Below are 14352 nucleotides of genomic sequence, written 5' to 3' on the forward strand. Positions count from 1 at the left end.
CGGATGCTGCTCCAGGTCCTCAGACGCACCGCGACCCTCGTCGCGAGCCTCGTCGTCAGCTCGGTGCTCGTGTTCGTCTTCATGGCCCTGCTGCCGGGTGACCCGGCGCGGGTCGCCTTGGGGGTCAACGCGTCCGAGGCGTCCGTGGCGCAGCTGCGTCGGGAGTTCGGGCTCGACGAGCCGCTCGTGAGCCAGTACCTGTCCTGGATGGGTGGGTTCCTCCGCTTCGACCTCGGCAACAGCTACGTCTCCCGGGTGCCGATCGCGCCGCAGATCGTCGACCGCCTCCAGGTCACCCTGTGGCTCGTCGTGTGCGCCATGGTGCTCGCGCTCGTCATCGCGGTGCCGTTCGGCACCGTGATGGCCCTGCGGCACCGCAAACCGAGCGGGCTCGTCCTGTCGGCGATCTCGCAGGTCGGCGTCGCCGTTCCTGCCTTCCTCGCAGGCATCCTGCTCGTGACGATCTTCGCGGTGAAGCTGCAGTGGCTGCCGGCCAACGGCTGGACCCCGCCGAACGAGGACCCCGCCCAGTTCCTGCGCCAGCTCGTGCTACCGGTGCTGTCGCTCGGCCTCGTGCAAGGGGCCGTCCTCACGAGGTACGTCCGCAGCGCCATCCTCGACGTGCAGCGCGAGGACTACATCCGCACGGCCCGCGCCAAGGGCCTGGGGTCGCTGCAAGCATTGCGCCGGCACGGTTTCCGCAACGCGGCGATCCCGGTCGTCACCGTGCTCGCCCTGCAGCTGGCGACCCTGCTCATCGGGGCGGTCGTCGTCGAGCGCGTCTTCGTCATCCCCGGCCTCGGCAGCCTGTTGCTCGACCAGGTGGCCAATCGCGACCTCATCTTCGTGCAGGACATCGTCATGCTGCTCGTGCTCGCCGTCCTGCTCGTCAACTTCGTCGTCGACCTGCTCTACCTCGTCATCGACCCGAGACTGAAGGTGGCCACGCGATGAGCACCGACGCCACGCCCCGCCCTGCCGGGTCCCTCGACGGGCCGAGCGCCCCGACCGTGGCCACCGATCCGGTCGCGGTGGGCTCGGGTCCGCGTCGGCGTCCCGGCGCGAGCTTCTTCGTCGGCGCCGTCATCGTCGGCGTGGTGGTGCTGATGGCGCTCGTGTCGTTCGTCTGGACCCCGCACGACCCGACTTTCGTCGACGCCGCCGCGCGGCTGCGTCCCATCGGCGACCCCGACTACCTCCTGGGCACCGACAAGCTCGGCCGCGACGTGCTGAGCCAGGTCCTCGTCGGCGCGCGGACCACCCTTTTCGTCGGGCTCGTCGCCGTCGGCGTGGCCGGCCTCGTCGGAGTGCCGCTGGGCATCATCGCCGCCATGGCGCCCCGGGTGCTGGGCGAGCCCCTCATGCGCGGCATCGACCTGCTGCTCGCGTTCCCGGCACTGCTCCTCGCCATCATGTTCAGCGCTGTCTACGGCGGTAGCACCCTCGTCGCGATGGTCGCCATCGGCATCGCGTCGGTGCCGAGCTTCGTGCGCCTCGTCCGCAGCGGGGCGCTGCAGGTGCTCTCCACCGAGTACGTCATGGCGGCCCGGGCGGCGGGCCGTGGACCGTGGGCGATCGGCCTGCGCCACGTCCTGCCCAACGTCAGCGGCCTCGTCATCGTCCAGGCCTCGGTCTCCTTCGCCATCGCGGTGCTCGCCGAGGCAGCGCTCTCCTTCCTCGGCTTCGGCACGCCACCACCGACGCCGAGCTGGGGACGCATGCTGCAGGAGAGCCAGGAGCTGCTCTTCGCCGCGCCGAGGCTGGCAGTCGTGCCCGGCATCGCCATTGCACTGGCAGTGCTCGGCTTCAACCTCCTCGGGGACGGGCTCCGGGACCACTACGACCCGCGGATGGAGGACCGGCGATGAGTGCCGTTGCAGCGCAGCCGAGCTCACGGAGCGACGGTGCCCAACGGGTGCTCGACGTGGTCGGTCTCGACGTGCGCATCGGCCGGCACCACCTGCTCCACGACGTCAGCTTCAGCATCGACCGGGGTGAGCGCGTCGGCCTCATCGGCGAGTCGGGCTCCGGCAAGTCGCTGACCAGCCTCGCGCTGCTCGGTCTGCTGCCCGACGACACCGACGTGAGTGGCTCGATCCGACTGGCCGGTGTCAGCTGCGACCTCGTCGGTGCCCGCGAACGCGACCTCGCCGGCGTCCGGGGCCGCGACGTCGCCATGGTCTTCCAGGAGCCGATGACCGCGCTCAACCCGACCATGCGGGTCGGCGACCAGGTGGCTGAGACCATCACGGTGCACGCCGGTCGCCGGGGTCGCGACGGTCGCGGCGGGCGCGACGGTCGCGGCGGCACCGACCGGCGTACGGCTCGCCGGCGGGCCGTGGAGCTGCTCGACCAGGTGGGGCTGCCCGATCCCGGCGACGCGGCGAAGGCGTACCCCCACCAGCTCTCCGGCGGACAGCGCCAGCGCGTCGTCCTCGCGATCGCCCTGGCCAACGACCCGGCCCTGCTCGTGTGCGACGAGCCGACGACGGCCCTCGACGTCACGGTCCAGGCCCGCGTGCTCGACCTCATCGTCAGGGGAGTCGAGGCCCGTGACGCCGCCCTGCTCTTCATCACCCACGACCTGTCGGTCGTCGCCACGGTGTGCGAACGGGTGCTGGTGATGTATGGCGGTCGCGTCGTCGAGGCCGGCGCCGTCGACGAGGTGTTCCGCCGGCCCCGACACCGTTACACGCAGGGCCTGCTCGCCGCCTCGGACCTCGACGACGCCCCACCCGGTGGACGCCTGCCGACCATCCGCGGCACCGTCCCCGCGGCCGGCGCCTTCCCCGAGGGCTGCGTGTTCCGCAGCCGCTGCGACCACGCCACCGAGGTGTGCGCGACGACGCCGGCCTGGACCGGTCCTGACCCTGGCGAGGGGTTCGCCTGCCACCATCCCGCTCACGAGGAGCGCGCCTCATGACCACGCCGGCGATCACCGTCCGCGACCTGCGCCGCGACTACCGGCGACCGCGCACCTCGCTCCGGCGTCCCGGGCCTGTCGTCGAGGCGCTCAAGGGGGTGTCGTTCGACGTGGAGCGGGGCGAGCGCTTCGGCATCGTCGGCGAGTCCGGCTGCGGCAAGTCGACCCTGATGCGGCTGCTCGCCGGCCTCGACCAGCCGACGAGTGGCGAGGTGCAGGTCGAGGGGCAGACGGTCTCGGGGCTCCCGGAGCGCCGCCTCGGCTTCCTCCGCTCGAGCCTGCAGCTCGTCTTCCAGGACCCCATGGGCTCGCTCGACCCGAGGATGCGCGTGCGCGACATCATCGCCGAGCCGCTCGTCGCTCAGGGCCTGCCCGGCCGCCAGGGCCGCGTCAGCGAGCTGCTCGAGGCGGTCGGTCTGAGTCGCGAGGCGGGGGAGCGGTTTCCGCACCAGTTCTCGGGTGGGCAGCGTCAGCGCATCTCGATCGCGAGGGCGCTCGCGCCGAAGCCGTCGATCCTGCTCGCCGACGAGCCCGTGAGCGCCCTCGACGTCTCGGTGCGTGCGCAGGTGCTCAACCTCATCACCGACCTCGTCGGCGACCTCGGCCTCACGCTCGTGTTCGTCTCGCACGACCTGTCGGTGGTGCGCCACGTCTGTGAGCGCGTGGCGGTCATGTGCGCCGGCGAGATCGTCGAGACCGGTCCCACCCAGCAGATCTTCGACGACCCTCAGCACCCGTACACCCAGCGCCTCCTGCGGGCGGCGCCCAGCATGCGCCGAGCCCTCGCCGGGGCCGGCGCGGCCGACCTCCTCGGAGACCCCTCATGACCAGCACCTACACCCCGGAGCACCCCGCAGGGCTTCCCGTCGGAGACGGCTGGGTCGACGTCCAGGAGACCGCTCCCGTGACCTTCCCCTTCACCGGAGAGACGGTCGCGCAGGCGCCGATCGGCACCAGCGAAACTGCCGCACAAGCGCTTTCGTATGCCGCCGCCGTCCGTGAGCGCATGGGCTCGCTCCCGTCGCACGTCCGTCGCGCAGCACTCGTCGAGACGCACCGGCAGCTCTCCGAGCGCCGAGCGGACATCGAGCAGCTCCTCGTGCTGGAGACCGGCAAGCCGCTCGTCGACTGCCGGGTCGAGGTCGACCGAACGCTGCTGACGCTCGTCACGGCCGCCGAGGAGGTGGCGCGCCTGCACGGGGAGACGGTGCCGCTCGACCTGCTGCCGAGCGGGGAGGGGCTGATCGGGTTCTGGGTGCGCAAGCCGGTCGGTGTCGTCGTCGGGATCGCCGGGTTCAACTACCCGCTCCTCCTCGCAGTGCACAAGCTCGCGCCGGCCCTGGCGGCGGGCTGCCCGGTGGTCGTCAAGCCGGCGCCGCAGACGCCGCTCGCCACGCTGTGGCTGGTTCACGTGCTGCGCGAGGCGCTCGCAGCCGCTGGTGGTCCACGGGCGGGCATCCAGCTCGTCACGGGCGGCGTCGAGGTCGGGGTCACCCTGACCACCGACCCGCGGGTGGCTGCCGTCTCGTTCACCGGCTCGGCCTCCGTCGGTCACCAGATCGCTCGTGACGCGGCGCCCACCAAGGTGCTGCTCGAGCTGGGCTCGAACGCCGCCCTCGTCGTCGCTGCCGACGCGGACGTCGACGCCGCGGCCGACGCCGTCGTCCGTGGTGGCTACTACGCCTCGGGGCAGGCGTGCATCAGCGTGCAGCGCGTCGTCGTCGTCGAGTCGGCGCGCGCCCGTTTCCTCGACGCGCTGTCGTCCCGGATCGACCAGGTCGTGGTGGGCGACCCCCGCGACGAGTCGACCCGCGTATCGGCGCTCATCGACGCGCGCTCGACGGAACGGGTGTCGCAGTGGGTCCGCGCCGCCTGCGACGCCGGGGGCACCCTCGTGCACGGCGGCGGCATACGCGACGGGGTCATCGAGCCCACGGTGCTGCTCGACGTGCCCGACGGGGAGCTCGCGTGGGACGAGGAGATCTTCGGACCGGTCGTCGTCGTGCGGTCGGTGCCCGACCTCGACGCCGCCATCGAGGTGGTGAACCGCTCGCGATACGGCCTGCACGCGAGCGTCTTCACGGAGGGGCTCGGCTCGGCCTTCGCGGCGATCGACCGCATCGAGGCAGGAGGCGTCGTCGTCAACGAGGTGCCCGGCTTCCGGTCCGACGTCATGCCCTACGGCGGCGTCAAGGACAGCGGCGTCGGGCGAGAGGGACCGCGGTTCGCCATCGAGGAGCTGACCGTGACCCGGATGGCCATCATCCGGCCGTCGGCGAGCCGCGTGAAGACGTCGACGACAACCGACCCGGCCACGGAGCCGGAGAAGCAGGGGGGCGTCCGTGACTGAGCACGACCGACCCGACTACACGCAGCTGTTCCGCCTCGACGGGCGCCGGGCCGTCGTCGTGGGAGCCGGCAGCGGCATCGGGCGCGAGAGCGCCCTCGCCCTCGCGGCCCACGGCGCGGAGGTGGTCTGCGCCGACCGGGACCTTGCAGCGGCGCAGGAGACGACGTCGCTGGGAGCCGGCGAGGCGGCGTACGCGCTGGACGTCACCGACGGCCAGGCAGTTGCGCGTGCCGCGGACGACCTCGGAGACGTCGACGTGCTCGTCTTCACCGCGGCGACCAATGTGCGCAAGCGCCTGTTGGACTACTCGGCGGAGGAGTTCGAGCGGGTGGTCGCCCTGAACCTGCGCGCCTCGTTCGACCTCGTGCGGGCCTTCGGGGCCGGCATGGCCGAGCGTGGTCGCGGGAGCATCATCGGTTTCAGCTCCATCCGGGCGGTCACCGTGGAGCCCGGGCAGGGTGTCTACGCGGCCACCAAGGCCGGTCTCGTGCAGCTGCTGCGCACGGCGGCGGTGGAGCTCGGGCCGCGCGGCGTGCGCGTCAACGCCGTCGCACCGGGCATCGTCGACACGCCCCTGACGGCTCAGATCCACGCTGTGCCCGCGTGGTCGGAGGCGTACGCGAGCAAGAGCGCGCTGGGCCGGTGGTCGCGCCCGGACGAGCTCGCCGGCGCAGTCGTCTACCTGGCCTCCGATGCGTCGTCGTTCGTCACCGGCAGCCAGCTCTTCGTCGACGGCGGGTGGACCGCGATCGACGGGAGGTACACGCCGCCGACATGAGCCCGTCCCGGGCCGGCGTGCCCACGGGTGTGTGGACAACGCCGACCCACTGTCACCGGTCACCGTCATGCTCGTCTCATGCGCTTCGAGGATCTGCCGAGGGACTGGGCCCAACGACCGATCACCGACCCTGCCGTGCTCGAGGGTGTGGTCGACCTGATCGCCACCGACCAGTCGCGGGACGACGGCGCCACCTACCTGTTGTTGTGCCATGCCAACCGGCGGCTGCTGCAACCCGTGTGCCTGCCCGACGAGCCACGACTCGTCGACCCGTCCGAGGTGGGCGAGCGCGTCTCCCTGGCGTTGACCGAGGCCGCAAGACACGGCGTGCACGACGTCGTGATGGTCATCGCCCGGCCAGGCCGTTCGTCGGCCACGCCGCGCGACCACGACCTCCGGGCCGCCTTCGAGCGTGCCTGCCGCAGTGCGGGCGTGACGCTTCACGCGGTCGCCGTCGCGGCTCCCGAGGCGGTCACCGTGCTGCGGGGCGCAGGGGACAGCGCAGCCGCCTGAGAGACGCTCCCGCGCAGGGGAGCCGACGGGCGGCGACACCCCGCTTTCCTCCGTGTCTCGTCGTCACGGCCGGGTGTCATCGGGGTACCGTCCAAACGTGGCTGCTGTTGCGGCCGTGCCCCGATCTTGGAGGACCGATGACCCAGGCCCATCCCGCGCCGAGAGCTGGTGCGCGGTCTCGTCCTCTTGGCTGGCCGTGGTGGGCCGCGCTCGTCGTCGTGACCGTGGTGCTCGGCTTCGCGGGACGCAGCGACGGCGGGTTCTGGGGCGTGTTCCTGTGGAGCGTGGTCGGCTTCGTCGTCGGGTCGCTGGTCGCCATCGCCGTCACGGGCCGAGGAACGGCCGCGCCGGCGGCCGCTGCGCCGGTCCACGGAGAGATCACACCCGGAGGTCAGCGATGAAGTGGTGGCTCGTGCTCGTGGCCTTCGTGCTCGGTGTCCTCGTCACCTGGCTGATGACCAGGCGGGGCGACGAGGAGCCCCTCTCGAGGAGTGATCGCCCGGTCTCAGCCAGCGACGACGCCGACGCCGACGCCGGCGAGAGGCTCGATGGGGCCTCGGCCACGGCGGTGCCTGACGAGTCTCCGGGCGAGGTCGACGACGCGTCAGCCTTTGCGGGCTCACCGTCGGAGTTCTCGTCCGACCCCGGGGCGGCCGAGAGCTGGCACCGCGACGCCCAGGACGAGGATGCGCTGCTCTCGCACGAGTCAGAGCGGGAGGCGACCCGTGCCGACGTCGAGGCGAGCGTGCCTCCCGTGGCCGAAGCGACGCCCAACGGCGACGTGGCCGGAGTGGGCGAGCCCGAGACCGTCAAGGCAGTGGACGCGGTCGAGGTGGAGCCTGGCTCGGTGGGTGACGACGAACCTGACGGCGGGCCTGGCCAACGGGTCTGAGCTGCGCCTGAGGGGAGAGGTTCCTGTCACGCTCTCCGTTGGTTCACCCCATCGGGCCAGAGCTTCCTCCGTTACTGCGAGGCCGCCGCGGCACTACCGAGTCACCAGGCGACCCGATGCACAGCGGTCCGGCAGCGGTGCGCGCTCAGTGGTTGACCAGCACGCCTTTGGCCTCTCGCACGGTCACGACGGTGCTGGGACCGGGAACGGTGACCGTCGAGGGGATCTCGTCCCACGTGGTGCCGTCGAGGCTGAAGTCGGCGCCGAACGTCGTGTCGACACGGGCGGGGAACTGGCCCCTGACGCTGTAGACGTGGGTGATGTCCCCATCCGGGTAGACGCCGCCGGTCGACGTCGTCGGCCCCACTGATGAACCATCGCCGAAGACGTAGGTGAAGCCGACGAGCTTGGGACGGATCTGCACGGGGATCCCGCGCAGCACAGACCGGTCGACCTCCCCGGGCTGAAAGCCGTTCGGAGTCCAGTTGACCTTGTAGAACGTGCGCAGGTTGACCAGGGTCGTGTTGCCTGCCGGCTGGCTCGAGATCTGCGGCTTCGACCAAGGCGTCCGCATGAACGCAGCCTTGAGATCCGCCATCGTCAACGTGGGCCGCGCGCCTGGGGCGACGTCAGACGCGCAGGTATATCCGCGGATGCTCCAGGGCTCGGTGACGGCTGTTCCAACGACGGTCCGCCGCCAGATTCGGAGGAGCGGGCCGATTTGATCATCAGGGCAGTCCCGAAGCGCGTGGGTGCACGTCACCTGTTCGGTGACAGTCCCTGGACGAGCTGGCGCACAGTCGTTCAGCGACATGTACTCGTATCTGGGGGCGTCCTCCGGTCGGTCCACTATGGTGTCGCCCTGATCTCCCGGAAACTTTTCCAGCGCCAATACCTCGGCGCGCGGCATTAACTTTGCGTACGCGGAGGTTTGGTCTGCTCCACACTGCACAACTAGCGTGCACGGATCGCTAGGCTTCGGGCCGGTTGCGTTAGCCCCGGGCGCTGAAGAAAGCAGAAAGCATGCGGCCACCCCCAAGACCGCGGCCCTCATGACGTGGCCTTTTGCAGCCTCGTCATGCTCCATCGGCCAGCTTTGAAGTCGACGGACGCCACGAACGAGGCCTTGCCCCCTGGCGTTATACCGACTCGCGCGCCGGTTTTGTTTAGGATGGGGACGGAACCTTGCTCAATCTCCAAAAGTATGCTCTTGGCGTCTTGGCCGAACGTTATGGGGCTTGCGTTGGACACACTGACCAGGTCTCCCCCGTACCTCTGGCCTTTCGCTTCCAGTTGTTCGACCCCTTCCGCGAATGCTTTGCACGTTACGCACGAGTCTTCGCCGAGCGCCGCCAAGAATTCAGCATGGCCCGTGCGGAAAGCTCGGTTCAGGGCGTCGAAGTAAAACTGGGCGAACGCGACAGCACCATCTCGGTTATTCGTGCGGGCGGCGGCGGGGATTTTGGCGATGACGGGGTCGACCGTGGCGGTCGATGCCGGCGTGGTCGTGGTGGATGGGGACGCCGTCGTGGTGGTTGTCGCCGTCGACGTCACCGGGGGCGTCGCCGTGGCCGGGCCGGGGTCGCCGCCCGAGCAGGAACCGAGCGTCGCGGCCGCGACCAGCGCGGCGGCATACGGCAGAAGTCTTCGGTGTCGGTGAACCCTGGCAGCGGCGGTCATCGGCGTCCCCTGTCGATCGTCGATCATCGTGCGTGGTGTCGGCGGTTGCGTCGTCTGAAGGCCGTCGCGCCCGCTCGGTTCCTCCTCGGAACCTAGAGCCATCCTGCCCGAGCCGCACCCCGAGCGACGCCCGTCGTCCACAGCCCCCCGAGTTCGCTTCCGCCGGCCCAACGGGTGACAATGGTGACGATTCGCTGCCGTCAGGGGCCGTTCGACGCTGCGATTCCGGGGTCTCACCGGTGACACACCCACGAGTTTCGGAGCACGGGCGACTGGCAGGTAACCTTTCCGCGGTCCTGTGCGCACCTCCACGCGCGCAGTAGCTATTTCGCCCTAGAAGTGGGCGTGCAAGGGAGCCCCATGTCTCGCACCGACAGCGTCGACGTCAAGCGTTGGCGCGCGAAGTACGCGTTGATCGAACGTGCCGCTGAGGCCGACAAGGACGCCCAGGCACTGTTCGCCGAGCTCGACTCCGAGCGCGCGGCACGCAACGGGGAGCTGCGGGAGATCCTCGCCGACCTCGTGGCCTCCAGCGACCTCCTCGCCTTCAAGGAGGCGATGAACCAGTGGACCCGCAAGGACGGGCCCTACGTCGGCTTCGGGCCGATCGGTGGCCCGTGGCTGGCCGCCCTGGTCCGGCGTGCCGAGGAGGAGTACCCCGAGGTCGTCGACCTCCTCAAGCTGACCCTGCAGACCCCGGCCTCGCCGCAGGACGCGGCCGACAAGCTCCAGTCGATGGAGGCGTTCCTCGCGCGCGGGGGCGCCAGGGGTCAGCGCGCCCCCGGGCCCGGCCACACGGCATACGTCCTCTCGCTCTTCTGGTCGACCGACGACGGCGGCGAGTGGCCGCTCATGTGGGAGAACGCCCCGCACATGCTCCAGCGGCTCGGCTGGCTCGAGCGCGGCCTGAGCCACGCCGAGCGCTACGTCGCGTTCGCCGACCTCTGCGGCGCCCTTCGCCCCGAGGACCCCAAGTACGCAGCCCGCATCCTCTGGTACCTCAAGGAGACCGAGGCGTTCGTGGGCATCGCCCCCAGCGCTCTCGACGTCTGCGTCGAGGCCGCCGAGATCGCCGCTGACTTCCGCCCCTCGTCGGGCTACAGCAACGGCAAGCGCGAGGAGCGCGCCGCCGACCTGGCGCGCCAGCTGCGCGGCGAGGCCGACCACATCTCCGACAGCCTCATCGAACGACTCTCGGCCGAGACCGGCCTCTACCTCGAGGCCCCCACCCTGGCCCTGCAGCAGCACGCGGGCGAGGACGCCGCCTACCGCTCCGACCTGTATGCCGCGTGGATCCTCGTCGGCGGCGCCGGCGCCCCGGGCTTCCGCCTGTGGGTCACCCCGTCAGGCGTCGCGTTCGGCCTGCACGGTGGCTGGGAGGGCGAGAGCGACGAGCAGCACCGCGAGGTGGGCACGATCGTGCAGGAGCACCTGCCGCGTGGACTGACCTTCTTCAAGGTCCACGAGGACGGCCGCGCCGACCGCCTCGAGCCGGCCGGCCGCGAGTACCCGTCCGGCGAGGCGTTCGTCGGACGCTGGTGGAAGGGCGACGAGGCGCTGGGTCGTGCCGACTTCGTCGACGAGATCATCGCCACCGCCCGTACGCTGACGCCGCTGCTGCGCTTCATGACCTCCAGCCAGCGTGGTCCCCTCGACGACCCCAGCCTCGAGCTCGCCGCGATGGTCGACCTCGAGAGCGAGGTCGAGATCTTCCGCACCGAGCGGCCCTACCCGAGCGAGCGCGACGCCTGGCACCAGGAGCAGCGGCGCGTCTTCGCCGCCTGTGTCTCCCGCGAGGGCCTCGAGGACTTCGACCTCGCGACCTTCAAGCGCATCGTCTCGACGCGCGGCTACGGCGACATCGGCGCCCAGTCCGTGCTGATCAGCAGCATCAACGCCCTCGACGCCACCGGCATCGACGAGCTCCGGCTCATGGTGCGCGAGCTGCTGTGGGGCGAGGGGCGCGACGAGGAGCGGATCAACCGCGTCCTCGGCTCCGACGACGTGCCGGTGCAGGGCTTCGGCGAGAGCGTCGTGCTCAAGCTCTTCGCGATCGCCCACCCGGAGCACTGGCTGCCGCTCTTCGCCCTGGGCGGTGACTCGGGCAAGATCGCCATGCTCACCCGGCTCGGCGGCCCCGCCCGCTGGACCGACGGCAAGTCGCGCGGTCGCACCCACGTCGAGACCAACGCCCTGCTCAAGCAGACGCTCGACCCGCTGCTGCCGGATGATCCGTGGGGGCAGGCGCAGCTCGCGTACTGGCTCATGCGCCGCTCCGACAAGGCGCTCATGCCCGACCACGACGCGCTCGGCGAGGCTGCCCAGGAGCTGCTCATCGAGGAGGACTTCCTCCGCGAGATCCGCGCGCTGCTGGAGGAGAAGAAGCAGGTCATCTTCTACGGCCCTCCCGGCACCGGCAAGACCTACCTCGCGCAGCGGTTCGCCCAGGCCCTCCAGCCCGACCCGGCGAAGCGCGACATCGTCCAGTTCCACCCGAGCAGCAGCTACGAGGACTTCTTCGAGGGTTTCCGGCCGCAGATCGACCACCAGGGCCAGATGGTCTACGAGCTGCGCAAGGGTCCGCTCGCCCTGCTCGCCGAGGCGGCCGAGGCCGACCCGCTGACGCCGCACATCATGATCATCGACGAGATCAACCGTGCGAACCTGCCGCGGGTCTTCGGTGAGCTGCTCTTCCTGCTCGAGTACCGCTCGCACTCGGTCAAGACGAGCTACCGCCCCGACGAGGGCTTCGAGCTGCCGCCGAACCTCTACTTCATCGGCACCATGAACACCGCCGACCGGTCGATCGCGCTCGTCGACGCGGCCCTGCGCCGCCGCTTCGACTTCGTGCCGTTCATGCCGCACGACGGACCCATGGAGGGTCTGCTCCGCCGCTGGCTCGAGGCCCACGACGGTCCGGTGTGGGTCGCCAACCTCGTCGACCGCGTCAACGAGGACCTGCGGCGCGCGCTGCGGGGCCCGCACCTGCAGATCGGCCACTCGTACTTCATGCGTCCCGGACTCGACGGCGACGAGGCGACGCTGCGGCGCATCTGGGACTACAACGTCTACCCCTTCATCGAGGACCAGCTCTACGGACGCGAGCACGAGCTGGCCCAGTTCCGCTGGGAGAACGTGTTGGCCCGCTACGGCCAGCAGCTCGACCTGACGCGACCGTGACGAGCCGATGACCATCGAGCTGCCCCCGATCCCCGAGCACGGACGCTCGGGGCCGGTCCGGCTGTCCCGCGACACCCGCGCCGCCCTCGTGGCGGCGGCGGGGGAGCGGCTCGTCATCCACGCGACGGCCGACCCCGACGTCGTCACGATCGGGGCGACGAGCTGGGTGGGCGCCCTCGCCGTGCCGGGCCTCGTCGTCCGCGTCATGCCGAAGGTGTCGGTCACCAACTTCTTCGCGATGCTCGGGGCGGGGGTCTCACCCGACGCCTTCGACCACGAGCACGTGACCTGGAGCGACACGGACGAGCTGATCGACGGCGTGGCCTACTTCGCGATCCGGCTCATCGACTCGGCGACGATGCGCGGCCTCGTGCACGGCTACGTCCCTCGCGAGGAGCGGATGCGGACCATTCGCGGCCGGCTGCTCGTCGAGGAGTTCGCCCGCCGCCCGTGGAGCGCTGCCGAGCCGCAGTGCCGGTTCGACGACTTCACGGCCGACATCGTCGAGAACCAGCTCTTCCGCTGCACCCTTCAAGCGATGCTCGCGTGGCCCCAGCTCGCGCCGCACGTGAGGCGCGAGGCCCTGCGCGTCCTCGGTCGTTTCGACGGCGTCGCCGACACGCCTGCCACGAAGCACACGGCCCCGCTGCCGATCACGCGCCTCAACGAGCACTACGAGGACGCGATGCGCCTGAGCCGCCTTGTGCTGCAGGCGATGTCGCTCAGCCACGAGGCCGGCGACCAGCAGGCCAACAGCCTCATGGTCGACATGGACGACCTCTTCCAGCGCTGGATCGCCCAGGAGCTGGACCTGCGTCTCGCGCCCGACCTGCGCATCGAGAGCGACGAGGACGTGTGGCTCGACGAGGGACGCGCGGTCACGATGGCGCCCGACCTCGTCGTACGCCGGGGCAGCGAGGTCGTCCTCGTCGGCGACGCGAAGTACTCGATGGGTGCCGACGGCTACATGGCCTCGCGCGACTACCTCGAGCTCATCGCGTACACGACCGCCCTCGGGCTGCCGACGGGTGTGCTCGTGCACTGCAACAGCGACCGGGCTCCCGAATCCGAGATCGTCATCCGCAACGCGGGCACGCGCATCCTGTGCCGTCCGATCCGGCTCGACGGGTCGTATGCCGCCGTGTGCAAGTCGCTCGACGCGCTCGCCGACCTCGTGCGCGAGCTCGCGGACGCACCGGGTGAGCTCGAGGTGCCCACGCTGATCCGTTCCCGTCGCTGAACCACCTATCTCACAGATCACACTCCTACTCCTTGTAGTAGCCGAACGTCATTACTACGCTTTGTAGTACCGACAGAGAAGCTGCCGGAACACACCGAGTTCTGGAGTTGAGTTCCATGCGCACCATCCACCGCGACACACGCGTTCACGACACAGCCAAGGGTGCGGCCAGCGTCATCGACCACGCGCCGACCCACGGTGTCGTGACCTTCCAGGAGGAGGTGGTTCGTTCGGTCGTGGCCCGTCGTCTGCTCGCCGGTCTGCGCATCGTGCTCGGCTTCACCTTCCTCTGGCCCTTCTTCGACAAGATGTTCGGACTGGGCTACATGACCCCCGCCGCCAGGGCCTGGGTCAACGGCGGCACCCCGGCACAGGGCTTCATGAAGAACGCTGAAGGCCCGTTCGCCAGCTTCTTCAAGAGCATCGCCGGCCCGTGGGCCGACTGGCTGTTCATGGCCGGCCTCCTCGGCATCGGTGTCGCACTCCTCGCCGGCGCAGGCCTCAAGATCGCGGCCTGGACCGGTGCACTCCTCCTGGCGCTGATGTACCTCGCCGAGTTCCCTCTCGGCACCACCGGCGCCTACACCAACCCGCTCATCGACAGCCACTGGATCGAGGCCCTCGGCATCGCGGTGCTCGCTGCGACTCTCGCAGGCGACACATGGGGCCTGGGCAAGTGGTGGGGCCGCCACGTCGGTAACGGCCTCCTGCGGTGAGGAGGCGGTGGCCGCGGCCCCGCGCCGCGGCCACCGGCAAGGGCCCGGATCCGGCCCGAGCACGCAAGGCGGCCCTCTTC

At 70.5% G+C, this 14352-nt stretch carries 14 protein-coding genes; 12 read left to right on the forward strand and 2 right to left on the reverse strand.

All coding sequences use genetic code 11. The features are described from left to right. Positions 1-3: 3 nt before the first annotated feature. The 9 genes from ACYVNR_RS02105 to arfC all read left to right on the forward strand — a co-directional run bounded on the left by ACYVNR_RS02105 (position 4) and on the right by arfC (position 7456). Entirely contained in the window at positions 4-954 is a 951-nt protein-coding gene (locus tag ACYVNR_RS02105; RefSeq protein WP_045189979.1) for an ABC transporter permease, read from the forward strand. After that, a complete protein-coding gene (locus ACYVNR_RS02110; RefSeq protein WP_082080818.1) occupies positions 951-1868 on the forward strand; it encodes an ABC transporter permease in 918 nt (305 codons plus the stop codon). Before ACYVNR_RS02105 ends, ACYVNR_RS02110 begins: the two co-directional genes overlap by 4 nt. Continuing rightward, on the forward strand, positions 1865-2923 hold the full coding sequence (locus ACYVNR_RS02115; RefSeq protein ID WP_461046236.1) for an ABC transporter ATP-binding protein: 1059 nt from the start codon (positions 1865-1867) through the stop codon (positions 2921-2923). Before ACYVNR_RS02110 ends, ACYVNR_RS02115 begins: the two co-directional genes overlap by 4 nt. After that, on the forward strand, positions 2920-3750 hold the full coding sequence (locus tag ACYVNR_RS02120; protein WP_045189975.1) for an ATP-binding cassette domain-containing protein: 831 nt from the start codon (positions 2920-2922) through the stop codon (positions 3748-3750). Before ACYVNR_RS02115 ends, ACYVNR_RS02120 begins: the two co-directional genes overlap by 4 nt. Beyond that, positions 3747-5273 carry an aldehyde dehydrogenase family protein gene (locus ACYVNR_RS02125; protein ID WP_461046238.1) on the forward strand — a complete coding sequence of 509 codons (1527 nt, stop codon included), beginning with the start codon at positions 3747-3749 and terminating at the stop codon, positions 5271-5273. The genes ACYVNR_RS02120 and ACYVNR_RS02125 overlap by 4 nt, the downstream gene beginning before the upstream one ends. Further along, complete coding sequence (locus tag ACYVNR_RS02130; RefSeq protein ID WP_458800960.1) at positions 5266-6051, forward strand: SDR family NAD(P)-dependent oxidoreductase; 786 nt, start codon at positions 5266-5268, stop codon at positions 6049-6051. Before ACYVNR_RS02125 ends, ACYVNR_RS02130 begins: the two co-directional genes overlap by 8 nt. A 78-nt stretch (positions 6052-6129) precedes the next feature. Then, complete coding sequence (locus tag ACYVNR_RS02135) at positions 6130-6564, forward strand: hypothetical protein (RefSeq protein WP_045189971.1); 435 nt, start codon at positions 6130-6132, stop codon at positions 6562-6564. 137 nt (positions 6565-6701) lie between these two features. Further along, positions 6702-6965 carry a hypothetical protein gene (locus tag ACYVNR_RS02140; protein WP_461046241.1) on the forward strand — a complete coding sequence of 88 codons (264 nt, stop codon included), beginning with the start codon at positions 6702-6704 and terminating at the stop codon, positions 6963-6965. Then, entirely contained in the window at positions 6962-7456 is a 495-nt protein-coding gene (arfC, locus tag ACYVNR_RS02145; RefSeq protein WP_461046243.1) for a channel accessory protein ArfC, read from the forward strand. The genes ACYVNR_RS02140 and arfC overlap by 4 nt, the downstream gene beginning before the upstream one ends. Before the next feature lie 145 nt (positions 7457-7601). On the opposite strand, the gene ACYVNR_RS02150 is transcribed toward arfC, so the two are convergent. Together ACYVNR_RS02150 and ACYVNR_RS02155 are read right to left on the reverse strand one after the other, a co-directional pair. Next, positions 7602-8030, reverse strand: a complete 429-nt coding sequence (locus ACYVNR_RS02150) for a hypothetical protein (protein ID WP_461046245.1) — start codon at positions 8028-8030, stop codon at positions 7602-7604. A 476-nt stretch (positions 8031-8506) separates the two neighbouring features. Then, positions 8507-9136, reverse strand: coding sequence for a DUF6318 family protein (locus ACYVNR_RS02155; protein WP_461046247.1), 630 nt, complete (start codon positions 9134-9136; stop codon positions 8507-8509). Positions 9137-9496: 360 nt separating this feature from the next. Between ACYVNR_RS02155 and ACYVNR_RS02160 the strand changes: the two genes are divergently transcribed. The 3 genes from ACYVNR_RS02160 to ACYVNR_RS02170 all read left to right on the forward strand — a co-directional run bounded on the left by ACYVNR_RS02160 (position 9497) and on the right by ACYVNR_RS02170 (position 14272). Continuing rightward, entirely contained in the window at positions 9497-12316 is a 2820-nt protein-coding gene (locus ACYVNR_RS02160; RefSeq protein ID WP_461046249.1) for an McrB family protein, read from the forward strand. 7 nt (positions 12317-12323) lie between these two features. Further along, positions 12324-13556, forward strand: coding sequence for an McrC family protein (locus ACYVNR_RS02165; RefSeq protein WP_045189961.1), 1233 nt, complete (start codon positions 12324-12326; stop codon positions 13554-13556). Positions 13557-13672: 116 nt separating this feature from the next. Continuing rightward, the gene (locus ACYVNR_RS02170) at positions 13673-14272 is read left to right on the forward strand and encodes a DoxX family protein (protein WP_461046251.1); all 600 of its coding nucleotides are present in this window, start codon (positions 13673-13675) and stop codon (positions 14270-14272) included. The last annotated feature ends 80 nt before the right edge of the window (positions 14273-14352 follow it).

The sequence above is a fragment of the Terrabacter koreensis genome, assembly GCF_054783315.1.

Coding starts and splice junctions, on each gene's coding strand:
- ACYVNR_RS02105 (WP_045189979.1), top strand. CDS start 4: ATGCTGCTCCAGGTCCTCAGACGCACCGCGACCCTCGTCGCGAGCCTC.
- ACYVNR_RS02110 (WP_082080818.1), top strand. CDS start 951: ATGAGCACCGACGCCACGCCCCGCCCTGCCGGGTCCCTCGACGGGCCG.
- ACYVNR_RS02115 (WP_461046236.1), top strand. CDS start 1,865: ATGAGTGCCGTTGCAGCGCAGCCGAGCTCACGGAGCGACGGTGCCCAA.
- ACYVNR_RS02120 (WP_045189975.1), top strand. CDS start 2,920: ATGACCACGCCGGCGATCACCGTCCGCGACCTGCGCCGCGACTACCGG.
- ACYVNR_RS02125 (WP_461046238.1), top strand. CDS start 3,747: ATGACCAGCACCTACACCCCGGAGCACCCCGCAGGGCTTCCCGTCGGA.
- ACYVNR_RS02135 (WP_045189971.1), top strand. CDS start 6,130: ATGCGCTTCGAGGATCTGCCGAGGGACTGGGCCCAACGACCGATCACC.
- ACYVNR_RS02140 (WP_461046241.1), top strand. CDS start 6,702: ATGACCCAGGCCCATCCCGCGCCGAGAGCTGGTGCGCGGTCTCGTCCT.
- arfC (WP_461046243.1), top strand. CDS start 6,962: ATGAAGTGGTGGCTCGTGCTCGTGGCCTTCGTGCTCGGTGTCCTCGTC.
- ACYVNR_RS02150 (WP_461046245.1), bottom strand. CDS start 8,030: ATGCGGACGCCTTGGTCGAAGCCGCAGATCTCGAGCCAGCCGGCAGGC.
- ACYVNR_RS02155 (WP_461046247.1), bottom strand. CDS start 9,136: ATGACCGCCGCTGCCAGGGTTCACCGACACCGAAGACTTCTGCCGTAT.
- ACYVNR_RS02160 (WP_461046249.1), top strand. CDS start 9,497: ATGTCTCGCACCGACAGCGTCGACGTCAAGCGTTGGCGCGCGAAGTAC.
- ACYVNR_RS02165 (WP_045189961.1), top strand. CDS start 12,324: ATGACCATCGAGCTGCCCCCGATCCCCGAGCACGGACGCTCGGGGCCG.
- ACYVNR_RS02170 (WP_461046251.1), top strand. CDS start 13,673: ATGCGCACCATCCACCGCGACACACGCGTTCACGACACAGCCAAGGGT.